General features: G+C 72.9%; 15 protein-coding genes and 3 tRNA genes. 10 read left to right on the top strand and 8 right to left on the bottom strand.

Annotated features, from left to right (window positions below):
- The first annotated feature begins 171 nt into the window (after window positions 1-171).
- Entirely contained in the window at window positions 172-522 is a 351-nt protein-coding gene (locus tag RGE_RS13505; RefSeq protein WP_014428978.1) for a hypothetical protein, read from the top strand.
- Window positions 523-538: 16 nt separating this feature from the next.
- Here RGE_RS13505 and RGE_RS13510 read toward each other — a convergent pair whose 3' ends face one another.
- The 5 genes from RGE_RS13510 to RGE_RS13530 all read right to left on the bottom strand — a co-directional run bounded on the left by RGE_RS13510 (window position 539) and on the right by RGE_RS13530 (window position 6,472).
- The gene (locus tag RGE_RS13510; RefSeq protein WP_014428979.1) at window positions 539-1,492 is read right to left on the bottom strand and encodes an NAD(P)H-dependent flavin oxidoreductase; all 954 of its coding nucleotides are present in this window, start codon (window positions 1,490-1,492) and stop codon (window positions 539-541) included.
- A complete protein-coding gene (locus RGE_RS13515; RefSeq protein ID WP_014428980.1) occupies window positions 1,492-3,267 on the bottom strand; it encodes an acyl-CoA dehydrogenase in 1,776 nt (591 codons plus the stop codon). Before RGE_RS13515 ends, RGE_RS13510 begins: the two co-directional genes overlap by 1 nt.
- Window positions 3,268-3,328: 61 nt before the next feature.
- Window positions 3,329-4,261, bottom strand: coding sequence for an electron transfer flavoprotein subunit alpha/FixB family protein (locus RGE_RS13520; protein ID WP_014428981.1), 933 nt, complete (start codon window positions 4,259-4,261; stop codon window positions 3,329-3,331).
- 1 nt (window position 4,262) lies between these two features.
- Complete coding sequence (locus RGE_RS13525; protein WP_014428982.1) at window positions 4,263-5,012, bottom strand: electron transfer flavoprotein subunit beta/FixA family protein; 750 nt, start codon at window positions 5,010-5,012, stop codon at window positions 4,263-4,265.
- Window positions 5,013-5,176: 164 nt separating this feature from the next.
- Complete coding sequence (locus tag RGE_RS13530; RefSeq protein ID WP_014428983.1) at window positions 5,177-6,472, bottom strand: MFS transporter; 1,296 nt, start codon at window positions 6,470-6,472, stop codon at window positions 5,177-5,179.
- Between the two features lie 142 nt (window positions 6,473-6,614).
- Here RGE_RS13530 and RGE_RS13535 point away from each other — a divergent pair, with 142 nt between their 5' ends.
- From RGE_RS13535 to RGE_RS13575, 9 genes are all read left to right on the top strand, one after another.
- The gene (locus RGE_RS13535) at window positions 6,615-8,009 is read left to right on the top strand and encodes an aminotransferase-like domain-containing protein (protein WP_014428984.1); all 1,395 of its coding nucleotides are present in this window, start codon (window positions 6,615-6,617) and stop codon (window positions 8,007-8,009) included.
- 166 nt (window positions 8,010-8,175) lie between these two features.
- Window positions 8,176-9,387, top strand: a complete 1,212-nt coding sequence (locus RGE_RS13540) for an efflux RND transporter periplasmic adaptor subunit (protein ID WP_014428985.1) — start codon at window positions 8,176-8,178, stop codon at window positions 9,385-9,387.
- Between the two features lie 2 nt (window positions 9,388-9,389).
- A complete protein-coding gene (locus tag RGE_RS13545; protein ID WP_014428986.1) occupies window positions 9,390-11,351 on the top strand; it encodes a MacB family efflux pump subunit in 1,962 nt (653 codons plus the stop codon).
- A gap of 13 nt (window positions 11,352-11,364) precedes the next feature.
- Complete coding sequence (locus RGE_RS13550; RefSeq protein WP_014428987.1) at window positions 11,365-12,732, top strand: efflux transporter outer membrane subunit; 1,368 nt, start codon at window positions 11,365-11,367, stop codon at window positions 12,730-12,732.
- 143 nt (window positions 12,733-12,875) lie between these two features.
- Window positions 12,876-13,196 carry a BON domain-containing protein gene (locus RGE_RS13555; RefSeq protein ID WP_014428988.1) on the top strand — a complete coding sequence of 107 codons (321 nt, stop codon included), beginning with the start codon at window positions 12,876-12,878 and terminating at the stop codon, window positions 13,194-13,196.
- Between the two features lie 115 nt (window positions 13,197-13,311).
- Window positions 13,312-13,965, top strand: a complete 654-nt coding sequence (locus RGE_RS13560) for a DUF3348 family protein (RefSeq protein WP_014428989.1) — start codon at window positions 13,312-13,314, stop codon at window positions 13,963-13,965.
- On the top strand, window positions 13,962-16,037 hold the full coding sequence (locus RGE_RS13565; RefSeq protein WP_014428990.1) for a DUF802 domain-containing protein: 2,076 nt from the start codon (window positions 13,962-13,964) through the stop codon (window positions 16,035-16,037). The genes RGE_RS13560 and RGE_RS13565 overlap by 4 nt, the downstream gene beginning before the upstream one ends.
- Window positions 16,034-16,681 carry an OmpA family protein gene (locus RGE_RS13570; protein ID WP_014428991.1) on the top strand — a complete coding sequence of 216 codons (648 nt, stop codon included), beginning with the start codon at window positions 16,034-16,036 and terminating at the stop codon, window positions 16,679-16,681. The genes RGE_RS13565 and RGE_RS13570 overlap by 4 nt, the downstream gene beginning before the upstream one ends.
- Window positions 16,678-17,265: a DUF2894 domain-containing protein gene (locus tag RGE_RS13575; protein WP_014428992.1), complete on the top strand. Its 588-nt coding sequence runs from the start codon at window positions 16,678-16,680 to the stop codon at window positions 17,263-17,265. The genes RGE_RS13570 and RGE_RS13575 overlap by 4 nt, the downstream gene beginning before the upstream one ends.
- On the opposite strand, the gene RGE_RS13580 is transcribed toward RGE_RS13575, so the two are convergent.
- From RGE_RS13580 to RGE_RS13590, 3 genes are all read right to left on the bottom strand, one after another.
- Window positions 17,266-17,357 (bottom strand) — tRNA-Leu (locus tag RGE_RS13580).
- 62 nt (window positions 17,358-17,419) lie between these two features.
- Window positions 17,420-17,493 (bottom strand) — tRNA-Cys (locus tag RGE_RS13585).
- A 64-nt stretch (window positions 17,494-17,557) separates the two neighbouring features.
- Window positions 17,558-17,633, bottom strand: a tRNA-Gly gene (locus RGE_RS13590).
- Between the last annotated feature and the right edge of the window lie 77 nt (window positions 17,634-17,710).

Here is a 17,710-nt window from a genome sequence, read left to right on the forward strand (position 1 = left end):
AGACACGTTCCGTATCCAGCGAAGGACTGTAGCACTTGTACTGAATCCGGGTGGGGCGATCTGAGCCAGCGCAAACCCGGGCGGCTTCGTGCGCCGCGTGGCAAATGGCACGCGGCGGCGGTCTTCATCGGCGCTTGGCGGCCCGCCATCAGGGCGCACACTGCGCCCGCCATGTCCACCCGCCGCATCCTGCTCGTGCCCGAGGCGCCGCCCAAGCCGGCGACCGGCGAGCCCTGCAACGGCTGCGGCGTCTGCTGCGCCGCCGAGCCCTGCCCGCTGGGCGTGTGGATCTCGCGCCGCCGCCACGGCGCCTGTGCGGCGCTGGTCTGGGCCGCCGACGAAGGCCGCTACCGCTGCGGCGCGATCGCCGAGCCCGGCCGCCATCTGCCGTGGCTGCCCTCGGCCTGGACGGCGCGGCTGGCGCGGCGCTGGGTCGCCGCGGGCGTCGGCTGCGACGCCGACTACGAGGTGCTGGACGGACGACGGGCCGGCGACGCCGCGAACGGCGACCCGGCCCGCTGAGCCCGGCGGGGCCGACTCAGGCCGTCAGGCCCAGGCGCTGGCGCGCCGCGTCGTACTCGCGCTTGAGCCGTGCGACCAGTTCGCCGGCCGGCAGCACGGCCTTCACGGCACCGATGCCCTGGCCGCAGCCCCAGATGTCCTTCCAGGCCTTGGCGCCGTCGCCGCCGAAGTTCATCTTCGACGGGTCGCTCTCGGGCAGGTGGTCCGGGTCCAGCCCCGCGTTGCGGATCGACGGCTTCAGGTAGTTGCCGTGCACGCCGGTGAAGAGGTTGGAATAGACGATGTCGTCGCTGTCGCAGTCGACGATGCACTGCTTGTAGGCCTCGGCGGCACGCGCCTCGTCGGTGGCGATGAAGGCCGAGCCGATGTAGGCCAGGTCGGCGCCCATCGCCTGCGCGGCCAGCACCGCGTCGCCGGTGGCGATCGAGCCCGACAGCGCCAGCGGCCCGTCGAACCAGGCGCGGATCTCCTGGATCAGCGCGAACGGGCTCTTGACGCCGGCATGGCCGCCGGCACCCGCCGCCACCGCGATCAGGCCGTCGGCGCCCTTCTCCACCGCCTTGTGCGCGAAGGCGTTGTTGATGACGTCGTGCAGCACGATGCCGCCCCAGGCGTGCACCGCGTCGTTGAGGTCGCTGCGCGCGCCCAGCGAGGTGATGACCAGCGGCACCTTGTAGCGCGCGCAGACCTCCAGGTCGTGCTCGAGCCGGTCGTTGCTCTTGTGCACGATCTGGTTGATCGCGAACGGCGCCGACTTGCGCTCGGGGTGGTCGCGGTCCCAGGCGGCCAGCGTCTCGGTGATCTCGGCCAGCCACTCGTCGAGCTGCGAGGCCGGCCGCGCGTTGAGCGCCGGCATCGAGCCGACGATGCCGGCCTTGCACTGCTCGATGACGAGCTTGGGGTTGCTGATGATGAACAGCGGCGAGCCGATGACCGGCAGCGCCAGATGTTGCAGCACGGGCGGCAGCATCAGAAGGCCTCCAGTTCGAGCGCGGTGACCGACTCGGCACCGTCGACGATCGCGTCGCGCAGCCCGCCGCAGCGCACCAGCAGGTGGTCGCCGTAGAAGCGTGCGGTGGCGATCTTGGCCTTCATGAACTCGGGGTCCTCGCCGGCGGCCAGGTGCTGTTCGGCGACGAGCAGCGCGCGCGCCATCTGCCAGCCCGCGACCGCGGTGCCGGCCAGCATCAGGTAGGGCACGCTGCCGGAGAACACCGCGTTCGGATCGCTCTTCACCTTGGCGAGCACGAAGTCGACGACGTCCAGGAAGGCACGGCGCGCGGCGCCCAGGTGGCGCGCCATCGCCAAGGCCGCGGCGCTGCCGGACGCGTTCAGCTCGCCTTCGGTGGCCTCGATCTGCGCGGCGATCGCCCGCGCCGTGGCGCCGCCGTCGCGCGCCGTCTTGCGGCCCACCAGGTCGTTGGCCTGGATCGCCGTCGTGCCTTCGTAGATCGTCAGGATCTTGGCGTCGCGCAGGTGCTGGGCGGCGCCGGTCTCCTCGATGAAGCCCATGCCGCCGTGCACCTGCACGCCCAGGCTGGCGACGTCCAGGCTCATCTCGGTGGACAGCCCCTTCACCAGCGGCACCAGGAACTCGTAGAAGGCCTGGTTCTGCTTGCGCGCGGCTTCGTCCGGATGGGCGTGCGCGGCGTCGTAGGCGGCCGCGGCCACCAGCGCCATCGCGCGGCAGCCTTCGGTGTGGGCGCGCATCGTCATCAGCATGCGGCGCACGTCGGGGTGGCGGATGATGGCCGAAGCCCCCGGCGTCGAGCCGTCGACCGGGCGGCTCTGCACGCGGTCGCGCGCATAGGCCACGGCCTGCTGGTAGGCGCGTTCGGCCAGCGCGATGCCCTGCACGCCGACGCCGAAACGCGCGGCGTTCATCATGATGAACATGTACTCGAGGCCGCGGTTCTGCTCGCCGACGAGGTAACCGACAGCGCCCCCGTGGTCGCCGAACTGCAGCACCGCGGTCGGGCTGGCCTTGATGCCCAGCTTGTGCTCGATGCTGACGCAGTGCACGTCGTTGCGCGTGCCGTCGGCCAGCACCTTCGGGCAGACGAACAGCGAGATGCCCTTCACGCCTTCAGGCGCGCCGCTGACGCGTGCGAGCACGAGGTGGACGATGTTCTCGGCCATGTCGTGTTCGCCCCAGGTGATGAAGATCTTCGTGCCAAATAGCTTGTAGCTGCCGTCGCCCTGCGGCTCGGCACGCGTGCGCACCAGCGACAGGTCGCTGCCGGCCTGCGGCTCGGTCAGGTTCATCGTGCCGGTCCAGCGCCCCGAGATCAGGTTCGGGATGTAGGCCTGCTGCATCTCGTGGCCGCCGGCGGTCAGCAGCGCCTCGATGGCGCCGTCGCTCAGCAGCGGGCACAGCGCGAAGCTGATGCTGGCGCTGTTGACCATCTCGCCGCAGGCCGCACCGATCAGCTTGGGCAGGCCCTGGCCGCCGAACTCCACCGGGTGCTGCAGCCCCTGCCAGCCGCCTTCGGCGAACTGCTGGAACGCTTCCTTGAAACCCGGCGTGGCGCGCACGCGGCCGTCGGCGAACGAAGAAGGATCCAGGTCGCCGACGCGGTTCAGCGGCGCGACGACGTTCTCGTTGAACCGCGCGCATTCCTCCAGCACGGCGACGGCGGTGTCGAAGCCGGCGTCCTCGAATCCGGGCAGCGCGGCGACGGCGTCGAGGCCCGCGAGCTCCTTCATCACGAACAGCATGTCCTTGACCGGGGCACGGTACGTCATGGTTCTTGTCTCCAGATGGAAAAAAGGCGCCACGGAGGGCGCCTCGGGGTCTTGTTTTTCTTCAGAGCGCGGCGACCAGCTCCGGCACCGCGGCGAACAGGTCCGCCTCCAGGCCGTAGTCGGCGACGCTGAAGATCGGGGCCTCGGGATCCTTGTTGATCGCGACGATGACCTTGCTGTCCTTCATGCCCGCCAGATGCTGGATCGCGCCGCTGATGCCGGCGGCGATGTAGAGCTGCGGCGCGACGATCTTGCCGGTCTGGCCGACCTGCCAGTCGTTGGGCGCGTAGCCGGCGTCGACCGCGGCGCGGCTGGCGCCGAGTGCGGCGCCCAGCTTGTCGGCCAGCGGCGTCAGCACCTCGTTGAACTTGTCGCTGGAACCCAGCGCGCGGCCGCCGGAGACGATGATCTTGGCAGCGGTCAGCTCGGGCCGGTCGCTGGTGGCGAGTTCCGAGCCGACGAAGACCGACAGGCCCGAGTCGGCGACTGCCGGGATGGCATCGACCGAGGCCGAGCCGCCGCTGGCCGCCGCGGCGTCGAAGCCGGTCGTGCGCACGGTGATGACCTTGATCGCGTCGGCGCTCTGCACCGTGGCGATGGCGTTGCCGGCGTAGATCGGGCGCTCGAAGGTGTCGGCCGAGACGATCTTCGTCGCGTCGCTGATCTGGGCGACGTCCAGCAGCGCGGCCACGCGCGGGGCGACGTTCTTGCCGCCGGCCGTCGAGGGGAACAGCACGTGGCTGTAGTCCTTGGCGATGGCGACGACCTGGGCGGCGAGGTTCTCGGCCAGGCCGTGGGCCAGCGCCGCGCCGTCGGCGTGCAGGACCTTGGCGACACCGGCGATCTGCGCCGCGGCCTGGGCGGCGCCGCCGGCGTTCTCGCCGGCGACCAGCAGGTGCACGTCGCCGCCGCAGGCCAGCGCCGCGGTGACGGTGTTCAGGGTCGCGCCCTTGACGGTCGCGTTGTCGTGTTCGGCAATGACGAGGACAGCCATCTCAGATCACCTTCGCTTCGTTCTTCAGCTTCGAGACCAGGGTCGCCACATCGGGCACCTTGACGCCGGCGCCGCGCTTGGGCGGCTCGCTGACCTTCAGCGTCTTCAGCCGCGGCGTCACGTCGACGCCCAGGTCGGCCGGCTTGACGACCTCCAGCGGCTTCTTCTTGGCCTTCATGATGTTGGGCAGCGTGACGTAGCGCGGCTCGTTCAGGCGCAGGTCGGCGGTGACGACGGCCGGCAGCTTGAGGTCCACGGTCTCGGCGCCGCCGTCGACTTCGCGCGTGACCTTGGCACGGCCGTCGGCGATCTCGATCTTGCTGGCGAAGGCGCCCTGCGCCAGGCCGGCGAGCGCGGCCAGCATCTGGCCGGTCTGGTTGGCGTCGTCGTCGATCGCCTGCTTGCCGACGATGACGAGGCCCGGCTGCTCCTTGTCGACCAGCGCCTTCAGCAGCTTGGCGACGGCCAGCGGCTGCAGTTCCTCGGTGGTCTCGACGAGGATCGCGCGGTCGGCGCCGATCGCCATCGCGGTGCGCAGCGTCTCCTGGCACTGCGTGACGCCGCAGGACACGGCGACGATCTCGGTCGCGACGCCCTTCTCCTTGAGCCGCACCGCCTCTTCGACGGCGATCTCGTCGAAGGGGTTCATGCTCATCTTGACGTTGGCGATGTCGACCCCGGTGCCGTCGCTCTTCACGCGGACCTTGACGTTGTAATCGACCACCCGCTTGACGGGGACCAGCACCTTCATGCCTCAGCTCCTGGGAGTTGACGTTGACGTTACCCGACGATTCTAGTGGGGGGTTCCGAAGCCCCTGAGGCGGAACCCCCAGAAATCGAACGATCGTTCTATTTTGGGCGAACCCCATCAGGGTGAACACTAGGATTCCCCCTGCCCCGAGGGCGCAGCCGGATTCAGGACCGCGTAAACGCCTGAGGGTAATGGCGGTCGTACCAGCCGCGTGCGCCCTCGTGATCCTGGCGAAGGAAGAGTGCCAGCCCGGGCACCGCCATCAGCAGCAGCCCGCTGGCCGCGAAACCCGCGCCCAGCAGCAGGTAGCCGGTCGGCACGGTGGCCACGCCCAGCAGCGCGCCGCCGAGCGCCGGCGCCAGCGCCGCGGCGAGGTGGGCGATCGCCAGGTGCGCGGAGCTCATCCGCGAGCGGTAGTCGTCGGGCATCGCCAGCATGCGGTGCGTCTGGCCGACGAGTTGCGTCACCGCCAGCGCCAGGCCGATGACGGCGAACAGCGCGACCAGCCCCGGCGCCCAGCGGACCAGGCCGATGCCGGCGATCGCCACCGCGCAAGCCTGCACCGCGACAGCCAGCGCGCGTACCCGCCCGACTCGCTCGATCAGCGCCGGCGCCAGCCCGGCGACGCCGGCCAGCAGCCCCAGCGACATCGCCGCGCTGCAGGCGCCGAACCAGGCCGCCGACAGCCCCAGCCCCTGGATGCGCAGCGGCAGCAGCAGCCCGGTGGCCGGCAGCAGGCACATCATCATCAAGGCGCCGACCAGCGTCCACCAGCGGTCCAGCCGCACGCGCCACTTGGCGCGCAGGCCATCGGCCATCTCGTCGAACCAGCCGCGCCGTGCAGTGGTTTCCGCCGGGCGCTGCGCCGAGCCGACGCGCCAGGCGGCGAGCGTCGCGAGCCCGAACAGCAACAGGCTCATGACCATGGCGGCGCGCAACCCGGCGCCGGCCAGCACGACGCCGCACAGCCCAGGGCCGAGCATCCCGCCCAAGGCCTGGGCACCGCGGCGCAGGCGCAGCGCGGTCGGCAGGTCCGCCGGCGGCAGCAGCTCGGGCAGGACGCTGGCCTCGGCCGGCCAGAGCAGCGCCGTCGCCGCCACCGACAGCAGGCTGCAGGCGCAGATCAGCCGCAGGTCGTAGACGCCGGCCGCGCACAGCAGCGTGAGGCCCAGCGCGTCCAGCACCAGCGCCAGCTTGCCGACGCGGATCAGCTGGCGCTTGGGCCAGCGGTCGCCGGCCGGCGACAGCAGCGGCGTCGCCAGCAGCGCGGCGAAGGCGGTGATCGCGCCGTAGCGCGCCAGCGCCTCGGCGCCGCCTTCGCGGCTGATCCACCAGGCCAGCGCCAGGTGCATGGCCGCGGCGGCGAGCAGCCCGAAAAGCTCGCCCAGCATCAGCCGGCGCACCGGCACCGGAATCGAGCGCCAGGCGGCGGGCAGGGTCGGGAGCAGGCCTTGGGTCATGGCGCCGCACTCTAGGCAGCGTAGCCGCGACGCGTTAGCCACAACACCGCCCTGCGAGGCGGTGTGCAGCGGCCTCTGTATCGACCCACCGGCCGGCTCTCTGTATCGATCCAGGAACGCCGCGCCGGCGTATCGTCGCCCCATGTCCGAACGCCCCACCCGCTACCGCCGTCTGGCCGAAGACCTGGCGCGGGCGCTGCACGAAGGGCGCTACCCGCCGGGCTCGCAGCTGCCTTCGGTGCGCCAGCTGTGCAACGAGTACGGCGCCAGCCTGGCGACGGTGACGCACGCGCTGCACGAGCTGGAGGACGCCGGGCTCGTCGAGGCCCGTGCGCGACGCGGCCACTTCGTGCGCGGCGCGGTGCGCGCGCCGCTGCCGCCGACCGGACAGGCGCTGGAACTCGAAGGCCGGCGCAAACGCCTGATCGAGCTGGCGACGACGCGGCCCGACAGCCTGTCGCTGAGCCATCTGGCGCTGCCGGCGGCGCTGCTGCCGCTGGCCGCGCTGCAGCGCCATCTGCAGCAGGCGCTGGCCGCCGACCGCTCGCTGCTGGCGATCGGCAGCGTCTACGGCAGTAACGCGCTGCGCCAGGCACTGGCGCACCGCATGCTGCGCGCCGGCTGCGCCGTCGATGCCGAGGACATCATCGTCACGCACGGCGAAGGCGAGGCGCTGGAGCTCAGCCTGCGGCTGCTGACGCGCCCCGGCGACACCGTCGCCCTGCCCGAGCCGGCGTCGCCACGCACGCTGGAGCTGGTCGCCAGCCTGGGGCTCAAGCCCCTGCCCATCCCGGCGCCGCAGGACGGCGGCTTCTCGGTGCCGGCACTGGCCTTCGCGCTGCAGCACCACGACGTGCGCTGCTGCGTCGTCGATCCGAGCTTCGACAGCGTGCGCGGCAGCCGCATGCCCGACGCGGCGCGCGAGCAGCTCGCCGCACTGCTGCGCGAGCACCGCCTGCCGCTGATCGAGTGCGAGCTGATGGGCGAGCTGCAGCGCAGCGGCGAGCGCCCGCGCCCGGTCAAGGCCTGGGACGACGACGACCGCGTGCTGTACTGCGCCAGCCTGGCCTGCGTCACCGGCGCCGGCTTCAGCGTCGGCTGGGTGGCCAGCCGACGCCACCGGCTGCAGCTGCGCGCCGCACGCGCGGTGCACGGCGAGCTGCTGTCGCCGCTGACCGACGCCGCACTCGCCGGCTTCCTGGCCGACCGCGCCTACGAGACGCATCTGCGTCGCCTGCGGCGCACGCTGGCGGCGCAGACCGAGGCCTGGGTCGAGGCCGCACGCCGCTGGCTGCCGCCGGGCACGCGCGTCACGCCGGGCGAAGGCGGCTACGTGATCTGGGTCGAGCTGCCGCCGGGTGTCGACAGCGCCGCGCTGCTGCCGCGACTGCGCGAACGCGGCTACGGCTTCGTGCCGGGGGCGGCCTTCGGCAGCAGCGCCGCGCTCGCCCGCGGGCTGCGGCTGAGCGCCGCCCACCCGCTGGACGCGCAGCGCGAGGAAGGCCTGCGCCAGCTCGGCGAGCTGCTGCGCGGCTGAGCGGCGGTGACGCCGCGTGACACCGGCGGCGGCCTCGCCGGCCGCCACCCCGCGCCGCGCCTGGGATCGCCGCGCCGCGGCATGTGAAGCGCGCTTCACACGACGGCAAACAGGCGCTGGCGCCGGGCCGCCAGAGTCGGCAGCCGGACCCGCTACCCGCCTGCCGATGACTCCCACGACCGCCCGCCGGCTGCGCTACGGCGCCGCCGGCCTGGCGCTGCTGCTCGCCGCCGTCGCGGTGCAGCGCCTCGTCTTCTCCCGCCCCGAACCGCCGGCGCTGATCACCGCGCCGGCGACGCGTGCCGACCTGCAGGACACGGTGCTCGCCAACGGCACGCTGCAGGCCTTCAAGCAGGTCAGCGTCGGGGCCCAGGTCTCGGGCCAGGTCAAGTCGCTGAAGGTGGCGCTGGGCGACGAGGTGAAGAAGGGCCAGCTGGTCGCCGAGATCGACTCGATGACGCAGCAGAACACGCTGCGCAACGCCCGCGCCGCGCTGGTCAGCGTGCAGGCGCAGCTGCGCTCGGCGCAGGCGACGCTGGCCCAGGCCCGGCGCACGCTGGCACGCCAGCAGCAGATGCGCCACAGCGAGGCCAGCGCGCCGGCCGACCTGGAGTCGGCGCAGGAAGCCGTCGAGGTCGCCGAAGCCAACGTCGTCGCGCTGCAGGCGCAGCTGGAGCAGGCCCGCATCAGCGTCGACACCGCCGAGGTCAACCTCGGCTACACGCGCATCAGCTCGCCGATCGACGGCCAGGTCGTGGCCATCGTCACCGAGGAAGGCACGACGGTGAACGCCAACCAGTCGACGCCGACGATCCTGATCGTCGCCCAGGTCGACACGATGACCGTCAAGGCCTCGATCTCCGAGGCCGACGTCACCAGCGTCAAGCCGGGGCAGAAGGCCTGGTTCACGATCCTCGGCGAGCCGCGCCGGCGCTTCGAGGCCAGGCTGCGCAGCGTCGAGCCGGCGACCGACAGCATCAGCTCGACGTCGACTTCGACCAGCAGCAGCTCGAGCACGTCGACGACCAGCGCCACCGCCATCTACTACAACGCCAAGTTCGAGGTCCCCAACCCCGACCGGCTGCTGCGCATCTCGATGACCGCCGAGGTGCACGTCGTGCGCGGCGAAGCCAAGGGCGCACTGACGATCCCCGTCGGCGCGCTGGGCGCGCGCCAGGACGACGGCCGCACGACGGTGCAGGTGCTCGGCCCCGACGGCCAGCCGCAGCCGCGCGCGGTGCGCATCGGCCTGAACAACAACGTCGCCGCCCAGGTGCTCGACGGGCTGAAGGAAGGCGAGCGCGTGGTGCTCGGCAACGCCGCCTCGCCGACGGCGTCCACCAGCGGCCGGCGCATGGGCCCGCCGCCGATGTTCTGACGATGGCCGGCTCCCACGAGAGCGCCACGCCGCTGCTGTCGCTGCGCGGCGTCTGGCGCGAGTACCCGGCCGGCGACGGCACGATCGCCGCGCTGCGCGAGCTGGACCTGGACATCGCCGCCGGCGAGATGGTGGCCATCGTCGGCCAGTCGGGCTCGGGCAAGTCGACGCTGATGAACGTGCTCGGCTGCCTGGACCAGCCGACGCGTGGCCGCTACACGATCGCCGGCCGCGAGGTCGCCAGCCTGGCGCCCGACGAACTGGCGGCGCTGCGCCGCGAGCATTTCGGCTTCGTCTTCCAGCGCTACCACCTGCTGTCGGACCTGACGGCGCAAGGCAACGTCGAGATGCCCGCGGTCTACGCCGGCAGCGCACGCGCCGAGCGCCAGGAGCGGGCGCGCACGCTGCTGCAGCGCCTGGGCATGGCCGACCGCCTGGGCCACGTGCCGGGCAAGCTCTCGGGCGGCCAGCAGCAGCGCGTGTCGATCGCCCGGGCGCTGATGAACGGCGGCGAGGTGATCCTCGCCGACGAGCCCACCGGCGCGCTGGACAGCGCCTCGGGCGCCGAAGTGATGCGCATCCTGGCCGAGCTGCACGCCCAGGGCCACACCGTCATCCTCGTCACCCACGACATGGGCGTGGCGCGGCACGCCCGGCGCATCGTCGAGATCAAGGACGGCGTCATCGTCGCCGACAGCGGCCGCCCCGCGGAACACGCGGCACCGACCGTGCCACGCACCGAGGTGCAGCGCGGCCGCGGCGCCTGGCTCGACGGCCTGCGCGAGGCGCTGCACATGGCGCTGCTGGCGATGAACGCCCACCGCCTGCGCACGCTGCTGACGATGCTCGGCATCATCATCGGCATCGCCTCGGTGGTGTCGGTCGTCGCGCTGGGCGAGGGCTCGCGGCGCAAGGTGCTGGCCGACATCAGCAGCATCGGCACCAACACCGTCGAGGTCTTCTCCGGCCAGGGTTTCGGCGACCCGCGTTCGGCGCGCATCCAGACGCTCAGGCCCGCCGACGCCGACGCGCTGGCCGAACAGGGTTTCGTCGACAGCGTGACGCCCAACGTGCAGACCTCGCTGACGGCGCGTTTCGGCAACGTCGACGCTTCGGCCAGCGTCAGCGGCGTGGGCGACCAGTACTTCCGCGTCAAGGGCCTGAAGCTCGCCGACGGCACGGCCTTCGGCGCCGACGCGATCGAGCGCTACGCCCAGGTGGCCGTCATCGACGACAACACGCGCCAGAAGCTGTTCCCGACGACCGAGCCGGTCGGCCAGGTGATCTTCCTGGGCAGCATGCCGGTGACGGTGATCGGCGTCACGGCCAAGAAGGACAGCGCCTTCGGCCCTAACAGCGAGAGCCTGAACGTCTTCGTGCCCTACACGACGGCGATGCGGCGGCTGATCGGCCAGGGCTATCTGCGCAGCATCACCGTGCGCGTCGCCGACCACGCACCGATGGCCGCCGCCGCGCAAGGCATCGGCCAGCTGCTCGAGCAGCGCCACGGCCGAGTCGACTTCTACGTGCTCAACACCGACAGCATCCGCCAGACGATCGAGAGCACGACGCGCACGCTGACGCTGCTGATCGCGTCGATCGCGGTGATCTCGCTGGTCGTCGGCGGCATCGGCGTGATGAACATCATGCTGGTCAGCGTCACCGAACGCACCGCCGAGATCGGCGTGCGCATGGCCGTCGGCGCGCGCCGACGCGACATCCAGCAGCAGTTCCTGATCGAGGCGGTGCTGGTCTGCCTGCTCGGCGGCGCGCTGGGCATCGCCTCGGCGCTGGCCTTCGGCGCGGTGTTCTCGCGCTTCAGCCAGGACTTCAGCCTGGCGTTCTCGCCGCTGGCGATGCTCGCCGCCTTCGGCTGCGCGACGCTGATCGGCGTCGTCTTCGGCTGGCTGCCGGCACGCAACGCCTCGCGCCTGGACCCCGTCGAGGCCCTGGCCCGCGATTGAACCCGACCCCGTGATGACCTCCGCCCGCCCTCTCCTGCTGCTGCCGCTGGCGCTGCTGGCCGCCTGCTCGGCGCTGCGCACGCCTTACGAACCGCCCGCCACCGCGCTGCCGGCCGCCTGGTCCGGGCCTGCCGAGGCGGCCTCCGCCGCGACCGACACTCGCTGGTGGCAAGCGCTCGGCGACCCCGTGCTCGACCGTTTCGTCGACGAGGCGCTGGCGCGCAACGCCGACCTGGCGGTGGCCGGCGTCGCGCTGCGCCAGGCGCGGCTGCAGGCCGGCCTGGCCGACAGCGACCGCCGGCCCAGCCTGAGCGCCAGCGTCAGCGGCCAGGCCGAACGCGGGCTGGACGCGCCGCGCAGGACGACGCACGCCTATTCGGCCAGCGTCGGCGCCAGCTGGGAGGCCGACCTCTGGCAGCGCCTGGGCGCACTGGCCGATGCCGCGCAGCTCGAAGCCGGCGCCAGCGAGCAGGACCGCGACGCCGCCGCGCTCAGCCTGTCGGGCACCGTCGCGACGCTGTACTGGCAGCTCGGCTACCTGAACCAGCGCATCGCCAGCGCCGAGGCCAGCGTCGACACCGCGCGCCGCACGCAGGCGCTGGTGCAGGCGCAGTTCGACGCCGGCGCCGTCGGCGCGCTGGAACGCCACGAGGCCGAGCAGACCGTGCTCGCCCAGCAGGCGACGCTGGAAGACCTGCGCCAGCAGCGCACCGAGGCGAGACACGCCTTCGCCCTGCTCTTCGACCGCGCCGCCGACGACGTGCCGCCGGCGGACGAGCCCCAGGCGCTGCCCACCGCCGCCCTGCCGGCGCCACGCGCCGGGCTGCCCGCCGAACTGCTGGGCCGGCGCCCGGACCTGCGCGCCGCCGAGCTGCGGCTGCGCAAGACCCTGGCCCAGGGCGACGCCGTGCGCGCCAGCTACTACCCGACGCTGTCGCTCACCGGCAGCCTGGGCGGCAGCAGCAGCGCGCTGGGCCAAGTGCTGGCCAATCCGGTGGCCGCGCTGGGCAGCGGGCTGGCCCTGCCCTTCCTGAACTGGCGCGAGATGCAGCTGCAGGGCGAGTTGCAGCGCGCCAACTACGAGAGCGCCGCGATCTCGTTTCGCCAGACGCTGTACGCCGCGCTGGCCGAGGTCGAGGACGCCTTGTCGGCACGTCAGGCGCTGGCCCGGCAGGGCGAATGGCTCGAAGCCTCGCTGCAGGCCGCGCGCCGCATCGAGGCGCTGTACGAGGCGCGTTACCGCGCCGGGGCGGCAACGCTGCGCACCTGGCTGGACGCGCAGGAGAGCCGCCGCAGCGCCGAGGTCGCGCTGGCCGAGAACCGGCTCGCACGGCTGAAGAACCAGGTCACGCTGATCAAGGCGCTGGGCGGCGCGGCCTGAACGTCGGAGGCGTCCGACGTGCAGCACGGGCGCTGCGCCGACACCGGAACGCGCCGCCCGCCCACGGCCGCGGCGGGTCGCCGAGCACACGATGGCGAACACGAAAGCCGCCCGCGGCCTTCGCATTCAAGGAGAACGAACGCATGAACCTCATCCGAAACACGCTCGCCGCCACGATCACGGCCGTCGCCGCCCTCGTCGTCCTGCCCGGTTGCGCCGTCACGCGCGACCAGTCCACCGTCGGCGAGTACATCGACGACAGCGCGATCACCACCGCCGTGAAGGCCAAGTTCGTCGAGGACAAGTCGGTCGACGCCAGCGCCATCAGCGTCGAGACGCTGCGCGGCGAGGTGATGCTCTCGGGCTTCGCCAAGTCCGGCACCGAGAAGGCGCGTGCCGAGACGCTGGCGCGCAGCGTCAATGGCGTCAAGCAGGTGAAGAACCAGCTGGAGGTGCGCGGCTGAGCGTCGCCGAGCCGGCATGACGGGCGCCTGCGGGCGCCCTTTCTTTTGCCCGCGCCGGGCGGCGGGCGGCGCAGGCGGTACACTGCGCGCCCTTAACCGATCCTTCGACTGGCTCATGCTGCACGGGTCTGCCAGCCCGGGCGTTGCCGGTTCGGAGCTCACCCGCCTCCTCGCCCGTCTTGCCGACGGGCCGCCGACCGAAGGGCGACCCGCCTTCGGCGAGCGACTGGGCCACTGGCTCGGATGGGCGGGCGCCATCTCGCTCGCTTCGGCGCTCGCCGCCGGACAGGCCGTGCCCGCCGCGGGCCGCACGGCCGGCAGCGAGGATGCGGACTTCCGGCGCGTGCGCGCGGCCCTGGAGGCGGCGATAGCCGCCGGGCCCGCCGAGCCGGCCACGAGCCCGGACGACTTCGGCCCGTTCCATCGCCACTGCCTGGGGCTCCAGCAGGGCATGCACGACGCCGTCGCCGCGCTGCGGCGGCGGCTGCGCGAAGCCTTGTCGCGGCGTTCGGCGGCGCTGGCGCGTGTCGCGGCGATCGACGCCGCGCTGGAGCCGGCGCTGGCGACGCAAGAACGCCGCGTGCTGGCGCTGGTGCCGCAGCGGCTGATGGCGCATTTCGAGCGCCTGGGCCGTGAACACGGCGAGGACGCGGGCTGGCTGGCCGCCTTCCGCGAGGATCTGGACGAGGTGATGCGGGCCGAACTGGCGCACCGGCTGCTGCCGGTGCAGGGCCTGCTGCAGACGCTGCACGACCACGACGCGAGATGAACCGACTGCTTCCCCACGCGGCCTTCGTCGCCGGCGCCCTGGCCCTGGTCTGGGTCGGTGCCGGTTATGGCGCCTCCAATCCGCTGGCGCTGACGCTGGTGGCCCTGATCGCGGCCTTCTTCGTTGCCGGCGCGCTGGAACTGCGGCGCTTCGCGGCCGAGACCGAGGCGCTGGAGCGCCACCTCGGCACGACGACGGCCGAGCCGCCGGCGCTGGCCGCCTGGCTGGACGGCGTGCCCGCCGCCTTGCGCCACACCGTGCGCCTGCGCATCGAAGGCGAACGTGCCGCCCTGCCCGGCCCGGCGCTGGTGCCCTACCTCGCCGGCCTGCTGGTGCTGCTGGGCATGCTCGGCACCTTCCTCGGCATGGTCGTCACGCTGCAGGGCACCGGCCAGGCGCTGGAGCACGCCGCCGACGTCGAGGCGATCCGCGCCTCGCTGGCGGCGCCGGTGCGGGGCCTGGGGCTGGCCTTCGGCACCTCGGTCGCGGGCGTCGCGGCCTCGGCGATGCTGGGGCTCGCGTCGGCGCTGCTGCGGCGCGAACGCCGCCGCGCCGGGCGCCGGCTGGACGCGGCGATCGCCGGGCCGCTGCGCGCGTTCTCGCGCACGCACCAGCGCGAAGCCTCGCTGGCGCTGCTGCAGGCCCAGGCGCAATGGCTGCCGACGCTGGCCGAGCGGCTGCAGGCGCTGGCCTCGACGATCGAGGAACGCGGCCGCACGCTGGACGAGCGCCTGCTGGCGGGCCAGCAGCGTTTCCACGACGACGCCGGCCAGGCCTGGCGCGAGCTGTCGGCCACCGTCGCCACGACGCTGTCCGAGACCGCCGCCGCCAGCGCCCGGCAGGCCGCCGCGGCGGTCGAGCCGGCGGTGCAGTCGACGATGGCGGCGCTGGAGCGCCAGTCGGCGACGCTGAACGAGACGCTGCAAGGCCAGGTGCAGCGGCATCTGGCCGGCGTCGCCGAACGCCTGGACGCCACTGCCGAACGCCTGGCCGGGCACGGCCGCGAGGCGCTGGACGCACAGCAGGCACGCCAGCAGGCCCAGCTCGATCGCCTGGGCGCGGCGCTGCAGCGCTTCGGCGACGAGCTGCAGACACGCTCGGCGACGCTGCTCGATGGCCTGGATACGCGTCTGCAGGCCGGCACCGAACGCTGGTCGGCCGCCTGGCAGCAGACGCTGGCGACCCAGCACGAAGCCCAGGCCGCGCTGGCTGCCGCCGGCCGCGAGACCGTCGCCGCTGCCGGCGAGGTGCTGCAGCGCCACGCCACCACGCTGCAGGCCGAACTGGCCGCGGCCCGCGCTGCCGCCGACGAAACCGCCGCCGCCCGCGAAGCCGAACGCCGCGCGGCGATGGAGAGCGCGCTGCAGGCGCTGGCCGAGCGCCTGGCCGACGAGACGCGCCGCGCCGCGGCCGACGTCGCCGGCCACCAGCAGCGTGTCTGCGCCGCGCTGGACGCCGCCGCCGACGCCGTCTCGGCACGCACGCGCGAGCAGGCCGAGGCGACGATCGCTGAGATCGGCCGCCTGGTGCAGGCGGCGGCCGAGGCGCCGCGTGCTGCCGCCGAGGTCATCGCCGAGCTGCGCCAGGCGCTGTCGGACAGCCTGGTGCGCGACAACGCGGCGCTGGAAGAACGCAACCGCCTGCTGGGCACGCTGGGCGAACTGCTCGACACCGTGCAGCGCGCCGGGCGCGAGCAGCGCGAGACGATCGCTTCGCTGGTCGAGAGCACCGGAGCCCTGCTGGAGCAGGCCGGAGCCCGCTTCGCCGCCCAGGTCGAGACCGAAGCCCAGGCGCTGCGCGGCACCGCAGCCCAGATCGAGGCCGGCGCCGGCGAACTCGCCGCGCTGGGCGAAGGTTTCGGCCAGGCGGTCGAGCTCTTCGCGCGCAGCAGCGAGCAGACGACGGCGCAGCTCCAGCGTATCGAGGCTGCGCTCGCCCAGGCCGGCGCGCGCAGCGACGAGCAGCTCGCCTACTACGTCGCCCAGGCGCGCGAAATCGTCGACCTGACGCTGGGCGCGCAACAGCAGGCGGTGGCCGCGCTGCAGCGCCGCGCCGCCGAGGCCGGGGCATGACCGCCGACGACGAGATCGACGGCGACGCCGAGCACGGCGCGCCGGTCTGGGCGGTCTTCGGCGACCTGATGTCGGGGCTGCTCGGCGCCTTCGTGCTGATCCTCGTCTGCGCCATCGGCCTGCAGCTGGACCTGGCCGAACGCCTGCGCACCGAGGTGCAGCAGCGCCAGGCCGAAGCCCAGCGCCGCGAGGCGCTGGAGCACGCGCTGGCGGTGCCACTGGCGGCCGGCCGCGTGACGCTGGCCGGCGGGCGCATCGGCATCAGCGGCAACGTGCTGTTCGCTTTCAACTCGGCCGAACTGCAGCCCGAGGGACGCCAGCTGCTGAAGAGCCTGGCCGGCCCGCTGGCGGCCTACCTGTCGGCGCGCGACGAAGTGCTGATGGTCAGCGGCTTCACCGACGACCGCCAGGTGCGCGACGGCGGCCGCGCGCGCTTCGCCGACAACTGGGAGCTGTCGGCGCAACGTGCGCTGACGGTCACGCGGGCGCTGATCGAAGACGGCGTGCCCTCGTCGGCGGTGTTCGCCGCGGCCTTCGGCGCCGAGCAACCGGTGGCCTCGAACGCCGACGCCGCCGGGCGCGCGCTCAACCGGCGCGTGGAGATCGCGCCGACGCCGCGGCGGGCGGCCGACACGGCGCGATGAACGCAGCGGCCGACGAAGACGTTTTCGCGGCCCTGGCCGCACGCCGCGCCGCGCCCGGTGCCGAGCCGGTCGCATTGGCCGTCGCCGAAGCGCTGGCGCGCCGTGCCGCGGCGGCCGAGGGTGAGACGCGCCGGCTGCTACTGGCACGCCTTCAGCGGCGCATCGACGCGATCTCGAACGTGCCGGCGGTGCCGGAAGCCGCTTCGGCGCCCCCGCCCTGGGCCGGTCTGTGCTCGCTGGTCGACCGCCTGGGCCGCGCCGAAGCGCCGCCGCCGCGCAGCCAGGTGCGCGCGCCGGCACCGCCGCCGCTGAAGACCGTCGCCGCGCTGCAGCCCACCGTCGGCCGGCTGAAGACCGAACACCGCTTGCGCCAGGCGCGTGCCCAGGTGCCCGAGAACGCCGGGCCGCTGCATTCGTCGCGGGTCGTGCACCGCATGCTGCAGACGCTGCATGCCGACGCGCCGGCCTATCTGCAGGCGCTGAGCGCCAGCGTCGAGGCGCTGGCCGAATTGGAGCGAGCGTTCGAAGCCAGCCTGCGGCCGGCGGGGCGTGAATCGCGAGGCGAGAAACGCCGTCAGCGCTGATGGTGCCCGGAGCGGGGATCGAACCCGCATGCCCTCTTTCGAGAGGCGGCGGAGTTTAAGTCCGCTGCGTCTGCCAGTTTCGCCATCCGGGCGGCGCACCGGGTTCTCGATGCACAAAGGGCTCCACGCGGGAGCCCTTTGACGATCGGAATACTGGAGGCGCGATCCGGAGTCGAACCGGACTAGACGGATTTGCAATCCGTTGCATAACCGCTTTGCTATCGCGCCGCGTGGCAGAACACCCGGATTCTGCCCAAAAAGAAGGGAAGCCTGGGCTTCCCTTCGGATGTCTTGGAGCGGGAAACGAGGCTCGAACTCGCGACCTCAACCTTGGCAAGGTTGCGCTCTACCAACTGAGCTATTCCCGCTTTGCCCTTGAAACACTGCATTGTCTGCAACGAATCAAGACTGACAGTATAGACCGATTTTCTCGTGTCCTGCAAGT

The sequence above is a fragment of the Rubrivivax gelatinosus IL144 genome, assembly GCF_000284255.1.
GTDB lineage: Bacteria > Pseudomonadota > Gammaproteobacteria > Burkholderiales > Burkholderiaceae_C > Rubrivivax > Rubrivivax gelatinosus_A.